The organism is Streptomyces sp. DH41 (genome assembly GCF_029813785.1).
Classification (GTDB): Bacteria; Actinomycetota; Actinomycetes; order Streptomycetales; family Streptomycetaceae; genus Streptomyces.
On record NZ_JARVKY010000037.1, the window covers coordinates 21632 to 39171 of the forward strand.

Annotated in this window: 16 protein-coding genes; 9 read left to right on the forward strand and 7 right to left on the reverse strand. The window is 71.4% G+C overall.

The genetic code is table 11. The features are described from left to right. Positions 1-22 precede the first annotated feature (22 nt). Positions 23-715 carry a FadR/GntR family transcriptional regulator gene (locus QC283_RS36620; RefSeq protein WP_279566106.1) on the forward strand — a complete coding sequence of 231 codons (693 nt, stop codon included), beginning with the start codon at positions 23-25 and terminating at the stop codon, positions 713-715. Here QC283_RS36620 and QC283_RS36625 read toward each other — a convergent pair. From QC283_RS36625 to fabG, 3 genes are all read right to left on the reverse strand, one after another. Next, complete coding sequence (locus QC283_RS36625) at positions 693-1061, reverse strand: hypothetical protein (RefSeq protein WP_279566107.1); 369 nt, start codon at positions 1059-1061, stop codon at positions 693-695. The two genes, QC283_RS36620 and QC283_RS36625, sit on opposite strands and share 23 nt — an antisense overlap. Positions 1062-1227: 166 nt before the next feature. After that, entirely contained in the window at positions 1228-1995 is a 768-nt protein-coding gene (gene fabI / locus QC283_RS36630; RefSeq protein WP_279566108.1) for an enoyl-ACP reductase FabI, read from the reverse strand. 5 nt (positions 1996-2000) lie between these two features. Beyond that, the gene (fabG, locus tag QC283_RS36635) at positions 2001-2720 is read right to left on the reverse strand and encodes a 3-oxoacyl-[acyl-carrier-protein] reductase (protein ID WP_279566110.1); all 720 of its coding nucleotides are present in this window, start codon (positions 2718-2720) and stop codon (positions 2001-2003) included. 314 nt (positions 2721-3034) lie between these two features. Here fabG and QC283_RS36640 point away from each other — a divergent pair, with 314 nt between their 5' ends. The 3 genes from QC283_RS36640 (at position 3035) to tyrS (ending at position 7465) form a co-directional block, all read left to right on the forward strand. Then, positions 3035-4558: a TldD/PmbA family protein gene (locus QC283_RS36640; RefSeq protein ID WP_279566111.1), complete on the forward strand. Its 1524-nt coding sequence runs from the start codon at positions 3035-3037 to the stop codon at positions 4556-4558. A 168-nt stretch (positions 4559-4726) separates the two neighbouring features. Next, a complete protein-coding gene (locus QC283_RS36645; RefSeq protein WP_279566112.1) occupies positions 4727-6124 on the forward strand; it encodes a metallopeptidase TldD-related protein in 1398 nt (465 codons plus the stop codon). Between the two features lie 72 nt (positions 6125-6196). Then, a complete protein-coding gene (tyrS, locus tag QC283_RS36650; protein WP_279566113.1) occupies positions 6197-7465 on the forward strand; it encodes a tyrosine--tRNA ligase in 1269 nt (422 codons plus the stop codon). A gap of 89 nt (positions 7466-7554) precedes the next feature. Here tyrS and QC283_RS36655 read toward each other — a convergent pair whose 3' ends face one another. Further along, a complete protein-coding gene (locus tag QC283_RS36655) occupies positions 7555-7836 on the reverse strand; it encodes a GlsB/YeaQ/YmgE family stress response membrane protein (RefSeq protein ID WP_219186398.1) in 282 nt (93 codons plus the stop codon). A gap of 260 nt (positions 7837-8096) precedes the next feature. Here QC283_RS36655 and QC283_RS36660 point away from each other — a divergent pair, with 260 nt between their 5' ends. Next, complete coding sequence (locus QC283_RS36660; protein WP_279566114.1) at positions 8097-8495, forward strand: DUF3099 domain-containing protein; 399 nt, start codon at positions 8097-8099, stop codon at positions 8493-8495. A 288-nt stretch (positions 8496-8783) separates the two neighbouring features. Further along, a complete protein-coding gene (locus QC283_RS36665; RefSeq protein ID WP_279566115.1) occupies positions 8784-9005 on the forward strand; it encodes a hypothetical protein in 222 nt (73 codons plus the stop codon). On the opposite strand, the gene moaA is transcribed toward QC283_RS36665, so the two are convergent. The 3 genes from moaA to QC283_RS36680 all read right to left on the reverse strand — a co-directional run bounded on the left by moaA (position 9002) and on the right by QC283_RS36680 (position 12175). After that, entirely contained in the window at positions 9002-9991 is a 990-nt protein-coding gene (moaA, locus tag QC283_RS36670; RefSeq protein ID WP_279566116.1) for a GTP 3',8-cyclase MoaA, read from the reverse strand. The genes QC283_RS36665 and moaA overlap by 4 nt on opposite strands. A gap of 196 nt (positions 9992-10187) precedes the next feature. Further along, on the reverse strand, positions 10188-11822 hold the full coding sequence (locus QC283_RS36675; RefSeq protein WP_279566117.1) for a solute symporter family protein: 1635 nt from the start codon (positions 11820-11822) through the stop codon (positions 10188-10190). Then, positions 11819-12175 (reverse strand): DUF485 domain-containing protein, encoded by a 357-nt coding sequence (locus QC283_RS36680; protein ID WP_279566118.1) that lies wholly within the window; start codon positions 12173-12175, stop codon positions 11819-11821. The genes QC283_RS36675 and QC283_RS36680 overlap by 4 nt, the downstream gene beginning before the upstream one ends. A 265-nt stretch (positions 12176-12440) precedes the next feature. Here QC283_RS36680 and QC283_RS36685 point away from each other — a divergent pair, with 265 nt between their 5' ends. The 3 genes from QC283_RS36685 to QC283_RS36695 all read left to right on the forward strand — a co-directional run bounded on the left by QC283_RS36685 (position 12441) and on the right by QC283_RS36695 (position 17491). Further along, complete coding sequence (locus tag QC283_RS36685) at positions 12441-14024, forward strand: S8 family serine peptidase (RefSeq protein ID WP_279566119.1); 1584 nt, start codon at positions 12441-12443, stop codon at positions 14022-14024. A gap of 76 nt (positions 14025-14100) precedes the next feature. Beyond that, positions 14101-15651 carry a S8 family peptidase gene (locus QC283_RS36690; RefSeq protein ID WP_279566120.1) on the forward strand — a complete coding sequence of 517 codons (1551 nt, stop codon included), beginning with the start codon at positions 14101-14103 and terminating at the stop codon, positions 15649-15651. Between the two features lie 259 nt (positions 15652-15910). Beyond that, positions 15911-17491, forward strand: a complete 1581-nt coding sequence (locus QC283_RS36695; RefSeq protein WP_279566121.1) for a CoA transferase — start codon at positions 15911-15913, stop codon at positions 17489-17491. The last annotated feature ends 49 nt before the right edge of the window (positions 17492-17540 follow it).

The following is a 17540-nucleotide window of genomic DNA, read 5'->3' on the forward strand; positions in this document are numbered from 1 at the left end:
ACCCCGCGTGCGAAGGTGAGCCATGCCCCTGAGCCATCCCCGTCGTTCGGCGCTGTCCGAGCAGGTCATCGCGGCACTGCGCCAGCAGATCGCCTCGGGCGAGTGGCCGGTCGGCTCCCGCATCCCGACGGAGCCCGAACTGGTCGAACAGCTCGGTGTCGCCCGGAACACGGTCCGTGAGGCGGTCCGGGCGCTGGCCCACAACGGTCTGCTGGACATCCGTCAGGGCTCCGGCACGTACGTCGTGGCGACCAGCGAGCTGGCGGGCGTGATGCAGCGCCGCTTCGCCGACGCCGACCCCCGGCACATCGCCGAGCTGCGTTCCACGCTGGAGTCGGCCGCCGCCCGGCTCGCCGCCGAGCGGCGTACGGAGAAGGACCTCAAGCAGCTCGACGCGCTGCTGGTGCGCCGCGAGGAGGCCTGGGAGTCGGGCGCCACGGAGGCGTTCGTGACGGCGGACGCCACCTTCCACCTGGCCGTCGTGGCCGCCTCGCACAACGACGTGATGACCGCGATGTACGCGGATCTGGGTGAGGTGATGCGGGACTGGCTGCGCGTGGACGTCGGCAGCGAGCTCACTCCGGAGTCGCACATGGACCACACACGGCTGGTGGACGCGATCCGCGCGGGGGACGCGGTGACGGCCGCCCAGGAGGCGGCCGGCTATCCGTTCCTGTGCCGCCCCGGCCGGATCAGCGCGCCCGCCGGTGGCTGACCCACGCCGCCCGGACCTCCTTCCAGCACCGTCCGTCCAGACGTACGGTCTGCGCGGGCCCGGCCGAAACGGCCGAACCGTCGCTGTCGAGGTCCCACCAGCGGACGCACTCGATGTGCAGCCGCACCTGGTCGGCCCCCGGGTACGGGTTGTGGCAGTAGGCGGTCACCCGGGAGCCGTCGACGCGGACCCTGCACTCGGCGCCGAACGGCTCCTGAGACGCGGAGTCCTGGGCGTCCCCCGTGTCCCCGGCGGGCACGCGCGCGTGGGACACCGCCTGGGACGGCAGGATCAGCACACAGGCGAGGGCGGCGGTCACTGAGGCCAGGCGGGAGAGCAGACGCACAGGGGACCCCCTCGGCCGTGCGGGGAACTGGGGAGGCAAAGCGCGTGGTGAACCCGTACCCCAGCGTGTGACACCGGCCGCCCCACCGCCCGGCCGACTGAGCCGAACGGGTGACATGCCAAGGGCCCGCACCCGTGAAGGACGCGGGCCCCGGAGTGGCGGCCGGTCAGGCGCCGACGGCGTGCAGACCGCCGTCGACGTGGACGATCTCGCCCGTGGTCTTCGGGAACCAGTCGCTCAGCAGCGCGACGACGCCGCGGCCGGCCGGCTCCGGGTCCTTCAGGTCCCACTCCAGCGGGGCGCGGTTGTCCCACACGGAGGCCAGCTCGGCGAAGCCCGGGATGGACTTGGCGGCCATGGAACCGATCGGGCCCGCGGAGATCAGGTTGCAGCGGATGTTCTGCTTGCCCAGGTCACGCGCCATGTAGCGGCTGGTGGCCTCCAGGGCGGCCTTGGCCGGGCCCATCCAGTCGTACTGCGGCCAGGCGTACTGCGCGTCGAAGGTGAGGCCGACGACCGAGCCGCCGTTCTGCATCAGCGGCAGGCAGGCCATGGTCAGCGACTTCAGGGAGTACGCCGAGACGTGCATGGCGGTGGCGACCGACTCGAACGGCGTGTTCAGGAAGTTGCCGCCGAGCGCGTCCTGCGGCGCGAAGCCGATGGAGTGGACGACGCCGTCGAGGCCGCCCAGCTCCTCGCCGACGATGTCGGCCAGGCGACCGAGGTGCTCGTCGTTGGTGACGTCGAGCTCGATGACCTTGGTGGGCTTGGGCAGCTTCTTGGCGATGCGCTCGGTCAGCGTGGGCCGCGGGAACGCGGTCAGGATGATCTCGGCACCCTGCTCCTGGGCCAGCTTGGCGGTGTGGAAGGCGATGGAGGACTCCATCAGCACACCGGTGATCAGGACGCGCTTGCCCTCGAGAATTCCGCTCATGGTGATCAGTGACCCATTCCCAGTCCGCCGTCAACGGGGATGACGGCTCCAGTGATGTACGAGGCGTCGTCCGAGGCGAGGAACCGCACCGTCGCGGCGATCTCCTCCGCCTGCGCGTACCGGCCGAGCGGCACCTGCGCGAGGATCTTCGTCTGCTGCTCCTCGGTGAGCTCCCGCGTCATGTCGGTGTCGACGAAGCCGGGCGCGACGACGTTGAAGGTGAGGTTGCGCGAGCCCAGCTCCCGGGCGAGGGAACGCGCGAAGCCGACCAGGCCCGCCTTGGAGGCGGCGTAGTTGGCCTGCCCCGCGGAGCCGAGCAGCCCGACGACCGACGAGATGAGCACGACACGGCCCTTCTTGGCCCGCAGCATGCCGCGGTTGGCGCGCTTGACGACGCGGAAGGTGCCGGTGAGGTTGGTGTCGACGACCGAGGTGAAGTCCTCCTCGGACATGCGCATCAGGAGCTGGTCCTTGTTGACGCCCGCGTTGGCGACCAGGACCTCGACGGGACCGTGTGCTTCCTCGATCTCCTTGTAGGCCTGCTCCACCTGCTCGCTGTCGGTGATGTCGCACCTGACGGCCAGGCAGCCCAGCTCCGTCAGGGCGGCGGGCGGCTCACCCGAGCGGTACGTGATCGCGACCTTGTCGCCGGCGTCGGCGAAGGCGCGGGCGATGGCGAGGCCGATGCCCCGGTTGCCTCCGGTGACGAGAACCGAGCGGCTCAACGGATCACCCTTTCAATAGCGGTCTGGTAGCCGCCCGAACACCCGGTTGACGGGCGGCGATGACAGGCGGCTTCCTCGAAAACCTATCGGTCCCCACCCGTCCGCAAAGACTCGGGCACCCACAGTGGCTTACGGGGCTGGCTGTCGGGTCCCTACAGAAAAGGCCCGGGCGCCGGCCCTCCGGCACGGCCGACACCGCTGCCGCGCGTACTGTCCGGCCTGACGCGAATCCATTGGCAGGTCCCGGCGCCGGCACCCCATGATTCACTGCGGGACGAGCACGTCTCGCTCACCATGACTCAGGGAGGCAGTTCGTGGCCCACGAGGTCGATCAGTCATTCCTAGCACTCCCCCTACGAGCCCTCGCCGACGCCGCGCTCGCACGCGCGCGGGCGCTCGGCGCGGAGCACGCGGACTTCCGGCTGGAGCGGGTGCGCGACGCCTCCTGGCGGCTGCGGGACGCCAAGCCCGCCGGGTCCTCGGACTCCACCGACCTCGGGTACGCGGTACGGGTGGTGCACGGCGGCACCTGGGGCTTCGCGTCCGGTGTGGACCTCACCATGGACGCCGCCGCCAAGGTGGCGTCCCAGGCGGTGGCGATGGCGAAGCTGTCCGCGCAGGTGATCAAGGCGGCGGGGTCCGACGAGCGCGTGGAGCTGGCCGACGAGCCCGTGCACGCCGACCGGACGTGGATCTCGTCGTACGAGGTCGATCCCTTCACCGTGCCCGACGCGGAGAAGTCGGCCCTGCTGGCCGACTGGAGCGCGCGGCTGCTGGCGGCCCGCGGGGTCGACCACGTCGACGCCTCGCTGCTCACCGTGCACGAGAACAAGTTCTACGCCGACACCGCCGGGACGGTGACCACACAGCAGCGGGTGCGGCTGCATCCGGTGCTCACCGCCGTGTCGGTGGACGACTCCAGCGGCGAGTTCGACTCCATGCGCACCCTCGCGCCGCCCGCCGGGCGCGGCTGGGAGTACCTGACCGGCACCGGCTGGGACTGGGACGCCGAGCTGGCCGGGATCCCGGAACTGCTGGCCGAGAAGATGCGGGCGCCGAGCGTCGAGGCGGGCCTGTACGACCTGGTCGTCGACCCGTCGAACCTGTGGCTGACCATCCACGAGTCCATCGGCCACGCCACCGAGCTGGACCGCGCCCTCGGTTACGAGGCCGCCTACGCCGGCACCTCCTTCGCCACCTTCGACCAGCTCGGCAAGCTGCGCTACGGCTCCGAGCTGATGAACGTCACCGGCGACCGCACCGCCGAGCACGGCCTGGCGACCATCGGGTACGACGACGAGGGCGTCGAGGGACAGTCCTGGGACCTGGTGAAGGACGGCACGCTGGTGGGGTACCAGCTGGACCGGCGGATCGCGAGGCTCACCGGGTTCGAGCGGTCCAACGGATGCGCCTACGCCGACTCCCCCGCCCATGTGCCCGTGCAGCGCATGGCCAACGTGTCGCTGCGACCGGATCCCGGCGGGCTGTCCACCGAGGACCTGATCGGGGGCGTGGAGCGCGGGATCTACGTCGTCGGTGACCGGTCCTGGTCCATCGACATGCAGCGCTACAACTTCCAGTTCACCGGGCAGCGGTTCTTCCGCATCGAGAAAGGGCGGCTCGCCGGTCAGCTGCGGGACGTGGCCTACCAGGCGACGACCACCGACTTCTGGGGGTCCATGGCGGCCGTCGGCGGCCCGCAGACGTACGTCCTGGGCGGCGCCTTCAACTGCGGCAAGGCCCAGCCGGGGCAGGTCGCGGCCGTGTCGCACGGCTGCCCGTCCGCCCTCTTCAAGGGAGTCAACATACTGAACACCACCCAGGAGGCGGGCCGATGAGCGCCGGTACGAGCGTCGGCCGGGGGTCCGGGGGTCGTCCCCCGGGACAGCACAGCCTGAACACCACCCAGGAGGCGGGGCGATGAGCGCCGGTACGAGCGTCGGCCGGGGGTCCGGGGGTCGTCCCCCGGGACAGCACAGCCTGAACACCACCCAGGAGGCGGGGCGATGAGCGCGCGTACGAGCAAGCCGCACGAGATCGTCGAGCGGGCGCTGGAGCTGTCCCGGGCGGACGGGTGTGTCGTCATCGCCGACGAGGAGTCCACCGCCAACCTCCGCTGGGCGGGCAACGCGCTCACCACCAACGGCGTCACGCGCGGACGCACGCTCACCGTCGTCGCCACCGTGGACGGGCGGGAGGGCACGGCGTCCGGGGTCGTGTCGCGCTCGGCCGTCACCGTTGACGAGCTGGAGCCCCTGGTGCGCGCCGCCGAGGCCGCCGCGCGCGGCGCCGGACCGGCCGAGGACGCGCAGCCGCTGGTCACGGGCGTTCCGGCCGCGCCCGACTTCACCGACGCGCCCGCCGAGACCTCGTCGGCCGTGTTCGCCGACTTCGCGCCGGCCCTCGGTGAGGCGTTCGCACGCGCGCGTGCGGGCGGCCGGGAGCTGTACGGCTTCGCCAACCACGAGATGACGTCGACGTACGTGGGTACGTCCACGGGGCTGCGGCTGCGGCACGACCAGCCGAACGGGACGCTGGAGCTGAACGCCAAGTCGCCGGACCGCGCCCGGTCGGCGTGGGCGGGGCGCTCCACGCGTGACTTCAAGGACGTCGACCCGGCGGCACTCGACGCCGAGCTGGCCGTACGGCTGGGCTGGGCCCGGCGGCGGATGGAGCTGCCCGCCGGCCGGTACGAGACGCTGCTGCCGCCGACCGCGGTCGCGGACCTGCTGATCTACCAGCTGTGGTCGTCCTCGGGGCGGGACGCGACCGAGGGGCGCACGGTGTTCTCGAAGCCGGGCGGCGGCACGCGCGTCGGCGAGCGGCTCGGCGAGCTGCCGCTGACCCTGCGCAGCGATCCGCACGAGCCGGGTCTTCAGAGCGCGCCCTTCGTGGTCGCGCACTCCTCGGGCGGTGATCAGTCGGTGTTCGACAACGGGCTGCCGGTCGGGGCCACCGACTGGATCCGCGCGGGCGAGCTGAACCGGCTGACGACCACCCGGCACAGCGCCGTGCTGACCGGGCTGCCGGTGGCACCGGCGATCGGCAACCTGGTCCTGGACGGTGGCGACCCCGACCGGTCCCTGGACCAGATGGTCGCCGGCACCTCGCGCGGGCTGCTGCTGACCTGCCTCTGGTACATCCGCGAGGTCGACCCGGCGACACTGCTGCTGACCGGGCTGACCCGGGACGGCGTCTATCTCGTCGAGAACGGCGAGGTCGTCGGCGAGGTGAACAACTTCCGGTTCAACGAGTCGCCGGTGAGTCTGCTGGGCCGGGCCACGGAGGCGGGGCGCACGGAGAAGACGCTGCCCCGGGAATGGGGCGACTGGTTCACCAGGGCGGCGATGCCCGCGCTGCGCGTCCCGGATTTCAATATGAGCTCTGTCAGTCAGGGCGTATAACCTCGTAGGCGGCTGTCACCCGACTGCCCGAGGATCATGAACGCACATGAGTACGTAGGAGACACGAGAACCGTGACGGACATCGTCGACGAGCTGCAGTGGCGCGGGCTGTTCGCCCAGTCCACCGACGAGAACGCATTGCGCAAGGCGCTCGCGGACGGTCCCGTCACGTTCTATTGCGGTTTCGACCCGACCGCGCCGTCCCTGCACGTGGGGCACCTGGTCCAGGTGCTCACCGTGCGCCGGCTCCAGCAGGCCGGTCACCGGCCGCTGGCGCTGGTCGGTGGCGCGACGGGGCAGATCGGCGACCCGCGCCCGACCGCGGAGCGCACGCTGAACTCGCCGGAGACCGTCGCGGGCTGGGTGGCGCGGCTGCGCGGCCAGATCGAGCCGTTCCTGTCCTTCGAGGGCGAGAACGCGGCCGTGATGGTCAACAACCTCGACTGGACCGAGGGGCTCTCCGCGATCGAGTTCCTGCGGGACATCGGCAAGCACTTCCGGGTCAACAAGATGCTGACCAAGGACTCCGTCGCGCGACGGCTGGAGTCCTCCGAGGGCATCAGCTACACGGAGTTCAGCTACCAGCTCCTCCAGGCGATGGACTTCCTCCAGCTCTACCGGAGGTACGGCTGCACGATGCAGCAGGGCGGCAGCGACCAGTGGGGCAACCTCACGGCCGGCCTGGACCTGCTGCACCGGCTGGAGCCGGACGCCACCGCGCACGCCTACGCCACGCCGCTGATGACGAAGGCGGACGGCACCAAGTTCGGCAAGACCGAGGGCGGCGCCGTCTGGCTCGACCCCGAGATGACCACGCCGTACGCGTTCTACCAGTTCTGGCTGAACGTGGACGACCGGGACATCTCGAAGTACATGCGCATCCTGTCCTTCCGCTCCCGCGAGGAGCTGGAGGAGCTGGAGCGGCAGACCGAGGAGCGTCCGCAGGCCCGGGCCGCGCAGCGCGCGCTGGCCGAGGAGCTGACGACGCTGGTGCACGGCGCCGGCCAGACGGCCGCCGTGATCGCCGCGTCCAAGGCCCTCTTCGGCCAGGGCGACCTGACGGAGCTGGACGACCGGACGCTGGCCGCGGCCCTCTCCGAGCTGCCGCACGTCAAGGTCGCCGAGCTGGGGCCGGTGGTGGACCTGTTCGCCGAGGTCGGCCTGGTCGCCAGCAAGTCCGCCGCGCGCCGCACGGTCAAGGAGGGCGGCGCCTACGTGAACAACGCCAAGGTCACCGGTGAGGACGCGGTCCCCGCCGCCGAGGACCTGCTGCACGGGCGCTGGCTGGTGCTGCGCCGCGGCAAGAAGAACCTGGCCGCGGTGGAGGTCACCAGCGCCTGAGCGCGTACGAGGGGCGGTTTCCGGTGCCGTGCGGCTGCCGGAGGCCGCCCCTTGGTCGTACGGGCGCCGTACGGGCGCCGTGCGTGCCGTCAGGCCCGTTCGCGCCGCTTGTTGCCCCGCACCGCCATGTAGATCGCGTCGCCCACGGCCACGATGATGATGGCGGCCACCAGCTGGAAGACGTGCCGCCACCAGTCGATGCCGGACGTCGCGTCCACGCCGGCCGCCCGCGCGATCGCGTTGCCCGCGATGGCGCCGAGCATGCCGAAGATGGTGGTCAGCCACAGGGGGCTGTGCTGCTTCCCGGGAATGATCGCCTTGGCGATCAGACCGAGCACGAAACCGACGATGATCGCCCACAACCAGCCCATGACTGCCTCCTCATACGGCTCTACGCGAGCATTACCGCCAGTGTTCGGCCGTACCGCGTACGGCGCATGCCGGATACGGCCGAACGGGGTACCGGACTACGCGGTGCGGCGCACGCCGTGCGGGCGCAACGGGGGTGCCCCGGTCTCGTAGGCGGCGCAGGCGCGGCGTAACGTGGGGAGTTGTCCGGGACCGGAGTCCCCGAGCGGCCGCGGACGGGAGCGGGCGGGGAGAGTCCGATGCGGGCGGATGGTGGAACCAGATGCGGAAGCAGAGTGCCGGCGGCAGCGCCGAGGTGTTCCGGATCACCGGGGCCCGGACGGGTCTCCAGGAGGACGTGCGCGGGCGGCAGCGCCGGTACATCATCTCGATGTCGGTCCGTACGCTGTCGGTGATCCTCGCGGTCTGCCTGTGGAACGTGGAACGGCACGTCGCGATCGTGGCCCTCATCCTCGGGGCTGCCCTGCCGTACATCGCGGTCGTGATCGCCAACGCGGGGCGCGAGAACGCGCCATCGTTGCCGTCGACGTTCGTGACGGCGCGGACCGCTCCGATGATCATGCCGCCACGCGCCGAGGACGGTTCGGCGAAACCCGTTCCGGAGGACGCCGGGGCGGACCCGGCACCGGGCCCGGCCGGTGAGCCACGTGGCCCGGCGTGACCCGTGGGCGTACGCCGAGGCCGACGCCGGGGCGGCCGTCGATTCCGCGCCAGGCCGAAGAAATGCTCAGATGAATCGTGTGGTTCCGGTGCCGGGCCACGGGTGACCCGTGACATACTTCGTACTCGCTCCGCATCCCCCGTCGGAGCGACGGACCGACGCCGGGCAGCTCCCCCCGTGGCTGCTCGGCGTCGCCTTTTTCCGGGGCCGTCTCCGCGTTGTCGCGCGGGTGTTCTGTTGTCTTTTCAGTAGTCGGTAGTTCTGATTCGGTAGTTGTGAGACGAAACTGTGAGTGACGAGACGAGCCCGATCTGCTCCGCCAAGGGCTGCCGCGCCGCCGCCGAGTGGGTGCTGGCGTGGAACAACCCGAAGATCCACACGCCGGAGCGTCGCAAGACGTGGATCGCCTGCGACGAGCACCGGGAGCATCTGTCCCAGTTTCTCGGGGTGCGGGGCTTCCTGAAGGACGTGGTCCCGCTGGCCGACTGGGAGGCCCCCGCGGGTTCCTAGCCTCCGATCGCCGACATCGGCCGGTCGGGCTGGACGAAGGTCGGGTCGTCGAGGCCCGCGCCCGCCTTCTTGCCCCACATGGCCAGCCGCCAGACTCGGGCGATCTCCTCGTCGGGGGCGTCGGAGCGCAGGGCGGCGCGCAGGTCGGTCTCCTCCGTGGCGAACAGGCAGGTGCGGACCTGGCCGTCGGCGGTCAGTCGGGTGCGGTCGCAGGCCGAGCAGAACGGGCGGGTGACGGAGGCGATGACGCCGACGCGGTGCGGGCCGCCGTCCACGAGCCAGCGCTCGGCGGGGGCCGAGCCGCGTTCCTCGGAGCCTTCGGCGGTCAGCTCGAAACGGGTGCGCAGGGAAGCCAGGATGTCACCGGCGGTGACCATGCCCTCGCGCTTCCAGCCGTGCTGGGCGTCCAGCGGCATCTGCTCGATGAAGCGCAGCTCGTAGTCGTGCTCCACGGCCCAGGCCAGCAGGTCGGGGGCCTCGTCGTCATTGAGCCCCGGCATCAGGACCGAGTTCACCTTGACCGGGGTCAGACCGGCCTCGCGGGCGGCTTCCAGGCCCTCCAGGACGTCCTTGTGGCGGTCCCGGCGGGTGAGGGTCTTGAAGACGTCCGGGCGCAGGGTGTCCAGCGAGACGTTGACCCGGTCCAGGCCCGCGGCCTTCAGAGCGGGCGCCGTGCGGCGCAGGCCGATGCCGTTGGTCGTGAGGGACATCTGGGGACGCGGTTCCAGGGCGGCGACGCGCTCGACGATGCCGGTCAGGCCGGGGCGCAGCAGGGGCTCGCCACCGGTGAAGCGGACCTCCTCGATACCGAGGGAGGTGACGGCGATGCCGATGAGGCGGACGATCTCGTCGTCCGTGAGCAGGTCGGGTTTGGCCAGCCACTGGAGGCCCTCTTCGGGCATGCAGTAGGTGCAGCGCAGGTTGCAACGGTCGGTGAGCGAGACCCTCAGGTCGGTGGCCACTCGGCCGTAGGTGTCGATGAGCACGTGGGCCCCCTCCCTCGACGCGGATCGGCGGAGCTCTTCCACTTCTCTCCTCCGACACCTGCGAGCCTACGTGACGGGTCCGACATCGACAGCGGCCCGATCCCACGACGTGGGACGCGGCCGCGTCGTAGAGATCTACGAGCGGCCGCGTCCCGGTGGCGTCGTACGGGGCCCGCTGCGTGGCCCCGCGCCCGGCTCAGTGCGCTCCGGTGCCGGTCAGGGACCGGACCTCCAGCTCCGCGTACTTGGCCTCGTCGGGCTCCTCCTTGGACAGCATCGTGCCGAGCCAGCCCATCAGGAAGCCGAACGGGATGGAGATGATGCCCGGGTTCTTCAGCGGGAACCAGGCGAAGTCGACGTCGGGGAACATCGCCTTCGGGTCGCCGGAGACCACGGGCGAGAAGAGCACCAGGCCGACGGCGACGATCAGACCGCCGTAGATCGACCACAGGGCGCCCTGGGTGGTGAACCGCTTCCAGAACAGGCTGTAGAGGATGGTCGGCAGGTTGGCGGACGCGGCGACCGCGAAGGCCAGGGCGACCAGACCGGCCACGTTCAGGTCGCGGGCGAGGGCGCCGAGCGCGATGGAGGCGATGCCGATGAAGACGGTCGACCAGCGGGCCGCCCTCATCTCCTCCTTCTCGGTCGCCTTCCCCTTGCGGATGACGTTGGCGTAGATGTCGTGCGCGAAGGACGAGGACGAGGCGAGGGTGAGGCCGGCGACCACGGCGAGGATGGTGGCGAAGGCCACCGCCGAGATCGTGGCGAGGAGGATCGCGCCCCAGGCCGAGTCGACGCCGCCCACGTGCAGGGCGAGCAGCGGCGCGGCCGTGTTGCCTGACGGGTTGGACGCGATGATCTCCTTCTGCCCGACGAGCGCGGCGGCGCCGAAGCCGAGCGCGATGGTCATCAGGTAGAAGGCGCCGATGATGCCGATCGCCCAGTTCACGGACTTACGGGCGGCCTTGGCGTTGGGCACCGTGTAGAAGCGGATCAGGATGTGCGGCAGGCCGGCCGTGCCGAGCACCAGGGCGATGCCCAGGGAGATGAAGTCGAGCTTGGTGGTGCCGCTGGCGCCGTACTGGAGGCCGGGCTCCAGGAAGGCGGCGCCCTTGCCGCTGTTCTCCGCGGCCGTGCCGAGCAGGTCGGAGATGTTGAAGTTGAACTTCAGCAGCACCAGGAAGGTGATCAGGATGGTGCCGCCGATCAGCAGCACGGCCTTGACCATCTGGACCCAGGTGGTGCCCTTCATGCCGCCGATGGAGACGTACACGATCATCAGCAGGCCGACGAGGGCGACGATGAGGATCTTGCCCGCGTCGGAGGTGATGCCGAGCAGCAGCGAGACGAGGATGCCCGCGCCCGCCATCTGGGCCAGCAGGTAGAAGATCGAGACGACGATCGTGGAGGTGCCGGCGGCGGTGCGCACCGGGCGCTGGCGCATGCGGTACGCGAGGACGTCGCCCATGGTGTAGCGGCCGGAGTTCCTCAGTGGCTCGGCCACCAGGAGCAGGGCGACCAGCCAGGCGACCAGGAAGCCGATGGAGTAGAGGAAGCCGTCGTAGCCGAAGAGGGCGATGGCGCCGGCGATGCCCAGGAAGGACGCGGCCGACATGTAGTCGCCGGAGACGGCGAGTCCGTTCTGGAAGGCGCTGAACTGGCGCCCGCCCGCGTAGAAGTCGGCGGCGTCCTTGGTCTGGCGGCCCGCCCAGACGGTGATGCCGAGCGTGGCGAGGACGAAGAGCGCGAAGAGCGTGATGATCAGCGGGCGGTGCTCGCTGGCCTCGTTGGCGGCGAGCTCGGCGGCGAGAACGGTCTGTGCGGGGCTCATGCGCCGCCCTCCATCCGGGACTTGATGGCCTCAGCCTTGGGGTCGAGCTTCGCGGCGGCGTACCGCGAGTACCACCAGGCGATGAGGAACGTGGTGACGAACTGGGCGATACCGAAGACGAGGGCGACGTTGATGTTGCCGAACAGCTTGGTGCCCATGAAGTCGCCGGCGTAGTTCGACAGCAGCACGTACAGCAGGTACCAGGCCACGAAGGCGATCGTCAGCGGGAACGCGAAGGAGCGGAAGGAGCGGCGCAGTTCGGCGAACTCAGCGCTCTGCTGCACTTCGGAGAACTCCTCGGCGGACGGAAGTGGGCGTTCCTCTTTCGAGGGGGGTGGTGCGTCGGTGGCCACGGAGTCTCCTCGTACGACGGACATGACGGCTTGGACCTCGGTGTTCTCACGGGGGCCTGATCGTGCTCGGGCTCCCTGTCCAACGACACGGCGCCCCACGGGGACCGGTTCAACACCCGGGGCACTTTCCGAAGTCACCTGTGGCGGGTCATTGCTGGCCAGGGACTGCGGGGGATAGCTTCGCCCTGCACCACTCCGTCATGTACCTGCCCGAGCATCATCTGTGTCTCGGGCCGGTTTCGTTTCCGGATGATGTGGAGACCCCATGGATCATCTGCATGCGTCGCGTCCGTCGCGTTCCCCGCGTCCGTCGCGTTCCAGACGGCGGCTCGCCCTCGCCGTACCCGTCGTGCTGTCGCTGACCGCGTCGCTCGGCTTCCTGCCGGCGGCCGCCTCGGCCGCCCCGCGGGCGGAAGCCGCCGCAAAGGCCTCGGCGACCGGCCCGGCCGAGGACGCGCCCAGTCTGGCGTACGTCGTCAACACGAGGACGGACCATCGCACGATCGCGTCGGTGAAGCGCGCGATAGCCAGGGCCGACGGCACCGTCGTGGCCACATACCAGAAGATCGGCGTGATCGTCGTCCACTCGGCGAACCCGGACTTCGGGGAGCGGATACGCAAGGCGCGCGGAGTGCAGTCGGCGGGCGCGACCCGCACCGCGCCGCTGACCGCCGCCGGGACGACGGACCAGGGCGCCGCAAAGATGCTCTCCGCCGAGCAGGCGGCGAGGACCGCGAAGGCGTCCGAGGCCGCGGGAGCCGGCGAACCGCTGGAAGCGGAGCAGTGGGACCTGCGCGCGATAGGCGCCGACAAGGCCGCGAAGATCAACCCGGGCAGCTCCAGGGTCACCGTCGCCGTGATAGACACCGGCGTCGACGACACCCACCCCGACCTCGCCCCGAACTTCTCCGCCTCGCAGTCGGCCAACTGCGTCGGCGGCAAGGCCGACACCAGTGAGGGCGCCTGGCGGCCGTACACCGCCGACGACTACCACGGCACCCACGTGGCCGGTGAGATAGCCGCCGCCCGCAACGGCATCGGCGTCGCCGGCGTCGCGCCGGGCGTGAAGGTGTCGAGCATCAAGGTGAGCGACCCGGACAACGGGCTCTTCTACCCCGAGAACGTCGTGTGCGCGTTCATGTTCGCCGCCGACCACGGCGTGGAGATAACGAACAACAGCTACTACGTGGACCCCTGGCTGTACAACTGCATGGACCACCCCGACCAGCGCGCGATCGTCGACGCGGTCAACCGGGCCCAGCTGTACGCCCAGCGCAAGGGCACCCTGCACCTCGCCTCCGCGGGCAACTCCAACCACGACCTGGACTCCGACGCGATCGTCGACGACTCCAGCCCCGACGACTCCACGCCGGTGACGCGGACCGTCGACCCGCACGAGTGCTACGACGTGCCGACCCAGCTGCCGGGCATCGTCACGGTCAGCGCCACGGGCGTCGACAAGGAGAAGTCCTACTACTCCACGTACGGCAACGGTGTCGTCGACATCGCGGCGCCGGGCGGCGACGGGCGCTACCAGACCCCGGACACGCCGTCGAAGAACGGCCGCATCCTGTCGACCATGCCGAACAACGAGTACGCCTGGCTCCAGGGCACCTCGATGGCCTCGCCGCACGCCGCGGGCGTCGCCGCGCTGCTGAAGTCGGAGCATCCCTGGGCGTCCCCCGCGCAGTTGCAGTGGCTGCTGAAGGCCCAGGCGGACAACCCGGGCTGCCCGGCCTCCTACGACCAGGACGGCGACGGCACGCAGGACGCCGACTGCGAGGGCGGCAAGCGGGTCAACGGCTTCTACGGCTTCGGCATCGTCAACGCGCTGCGCGCGGTGAAGTGACCGGCTCGCCCGGCACCGCACGCCCGGGCCTCCGCTCCGCTCACGAAGTTCCTCGGACCAACTGGAGACATCGCACATGACAGCGTTCCACCCGCGTCACCGCCGTGCCCTCGCGATCCCGGCCGGCCTGGCCGTGGCCGCGTCCCTCGCCTTCCTGCCGGGCGTCCCGGCCTCCGCCGCGGAGGCCTCCGAGGCCGCTCAGGCCGCGTCCTTCGTCTCGGCCGACTCGGCGTCCTCGTTCAGCTACGTCGTCAACGTCCGCCCCGGGCACGGTCCCTCGGCGAAGGTCGAACGCGCGATAGCCAGGGCCGGCGGCACGATCGTGACGTCGTACGACCGGATCGGCGTGGTCGTCGTCCACTCCGCGAACCCGGACTTCGCCGAGACCGTCCGCAAGGTGCGCGGCGTGCACTCGGCCGGTGCCACCCGCACCGCACCGCTGCCCTCGGCCGCCACGACCGACACGGGCGCGCCGAAGGTGCTCGGCAGCCAGGAGATCGCCGCCGCCCAGGCAGCCGCCCAGGCCAGCGAGGGCCAGGACCCGCTGCAGCCCCTCCAGTGGGACCTCCCCGCCATCAAGGCGGACAAGGCGCACGAGAAGTCGCTGGGCAGCAGCAGGGTGACGGTCGCCGTGATCGACACCGGCGTGGACGACACGCACCCGGACATCGCCCCCAACTTCGACCGGGACGCCTCCGTCAACTGCGTCTCGGGCAAGCCGGACACCACCGACGGCGCCTGGCGGCCGGGCGCGGCGGAGAGCCCGCACGGCACGCACGTCGCCGGGGAGATAGCCGCGGCCAAGAACGGCGTCGGCATGACCGGCGTGGCGCCCGGGGTGAAGGTCTCCGGCATCAAGGTGTCCAACCCCGACGGCTTCTTCTACGCCGAGGCCGTGGTCTGCGGCTTCATGTGGGCGGCCGAGCACGGCGTCGACGTGACCAACAACAGCTATTACACGGACCCCTGGTACTTCAACTGCAAGGACGACCCGGACCAGAAGGCGCTCCTGGAAGCCGTCACCCGGGCCTCGCGGTACGCGGAGAAGAAGGGCGCGGTCAACGTCGCCGCGGCCGGCAACGAGAACTACGACCTCGCGGCCGACGAGATCACCGACCCGTCCTCGCCGAACGACACGACACCCGGCGACCGGGTGGTCGACCCGTCGAAGTGCCTCGACATCCCGACCCAGCTGCCGGGTGTCGTGACGGTCGCGTCGACCGGTGCGAAGGACCTCAAGTCGTCCTTCTCCAACCACGGCCTGGGTGTCATCGACATCGCCGCGCCCGGCGGCGACTCGACGGCCTACCAGACGCCGGAGCCGCCCGCCACCAGCGGACTGATCCTGGGCACGCTGCCCGGCGGCAAGTGGGGTTACATGGCCGGTACGTCGATGGCGTCACCGCACGTCGCGGGTGTCGCCGCCCTGATCAAGTCGACGCACCCGCACGCCTCCCCGGCCATGGTCAAGGCCCTGCTGTACGCCCAGGCCGACGCCACGGCGTGCACCAAGCCGTACGACATCGACGGCGACGGCAAGGTCGACGCGGTGTGCGAGGGCTCGAAGAACCGCAACGGCTTCTACGGCTGGGGCATGACCGACGCGCTGGACGCGGTGACCCGGTAAACGGCACGCGCGCGCGAACGTGAAGCGGACCGGGGCAGCCCCCCGGTCCGCTTCGTGCGTAGGGCGGGATCCTCGCCATGGCGGCCGGAGCCGCGGCACGAGGGGGACACCGGGTACTCCAGGGCGCGCGTCGACGAGAAGGTCGCCCGCCGGGCCGCCCGGGCCTCGGCTCCGCAGGAGCCGGACGTGCACGAGGAGGTGCGGCCGAGGCGGCCGTCGGCCTCTGGTGCCGGCGTGGCCGACGCCGCATAGTGCTCCCATGAGAGGCATCGAGCAGGCGTGGTCGGCGTTGGGGGGCGATCCCGCGCTGGTGTCCCGGGTGTCGGAGATCGTACGCCGCGAGGCACTCGACGCGCGGCTTCCGGTACGGGAGTCGGCGAGGGCCTGCGTCGGCGCGTGTGCGCTGGCCGCGTCCGAGCTGGGGGCGCGGCGGGCCGGGCTCGCGGAGGTGCCCGGGGTGCGGGTGGACGACGGGGCCGTCGCCGCGGCCTTCACCAGCGAGCGGCACCTGCGGGTCGACGGACGGGAGCCGGTGTCCTTCGCGCCCCTGTCGCGGCTGTGGCGGACGGCCGACGGGTGGGTCCGGACGCACGCCAACTATCCGCACCACCGGGAGCGGCTGCTCGGCGCGCTGAGCGCGCCGGCGGACGTGGCCGCGGTGGGGTCGCTGCTCGCCGAGCGGTCCGCGCTGGAGGTCGAGGAGAGCGTGTACGCGGCCGGTGGACTGGCCGTCGCGCTGCGGACGCCCGAACAGTGGGCGGCGACCGGGCAGTACGGGGCCGTGGCCCGACGGCCGCTGGTGGAGCGGGGACGACTGGACGCCTCGCCCGCGCGCGTGTTCACGTCGTCGGTCCGCCCGTCCTCCTCACCGGTCCGCCCGTCCTCCTCGGCGTCTCCCCTGCTGCCCGCCGCCGGGCTGCGGGTCCTGGATCTGACCCGGGTCATCGCGGGGCCGGTCGCCACCCGCACGCTCGCCCTGCTCGGCGCGGACGTACTGCGCCTGGATCCGCCGGGACTGCCGGAGCTGTCCGACCAGCACGCCGACACGGGCTTCGGGAAGCGGTCCGCGACGCTCGGCCTGTCGGACGGTCGTGGTCAGGAGACGTTCGAGGAACTGCTCGGCGCGGCCGACGTCGTCGTCACCGGTTACCGGCCGGGCGCCCTCGACCGGTTCGGACTGTCTCCGCAGGCGCTCGCCGGGCGCAGGCCGGGGCTGGTCGTGGCGCAGCTGTCGGCGTGGGGCGCGTACGGGCCGTGGGCCGGGCGGCGCGGTTTCGACAGCCTGGTGCAGGTGGCCACCGGGATCGCCGCGGTGGAGGGGACGTCCGAGCGGCCGGGCGCGCTGCCCGCACAGGCCCTCGACCACGGCACCGGGTACCTGCTGGCGGCCGGGGTGCTGCGGGCGCTGACCGAGCAGTCGTACGAGGGCGGCAGCCGGTACGTCCGGGTGGCGCTGGCGCGGACCGCGGCCTGGCTGACCGGCTCCGTCCGGCCGGACGACGTGGACGGCGCGAACGGCAGGGACGGCACGGACGGCACGGACGGCACGGACGGCACGGACGGCACGGACGGCACGGACGGCACGGACGGCACGGACGGCACGGACGGCACGGACGGCACGGACGGCACGGACGGCACGGACGGCACGGACGGCAGGGACGGCGACGCGAACGACGTCGGCGGCGCCGCGTACCCGGGGCCCGATCCCTGGCTCGCGGAGCGGGAGAGCCGGCTGGGGCGGTTGCGGTACGCCCTGTCGCCGGTGTCCTTCACCGGCGGCCCGGCCGACTGGGCCCGGCCGCCGGGGCCCTGGGGCGCGGACGCCGCGCGGTGGGTGTGACGCGTTCCTCACCCTTTCCCGGGCCTTCTCGAACCGTACGGCGGCCGAA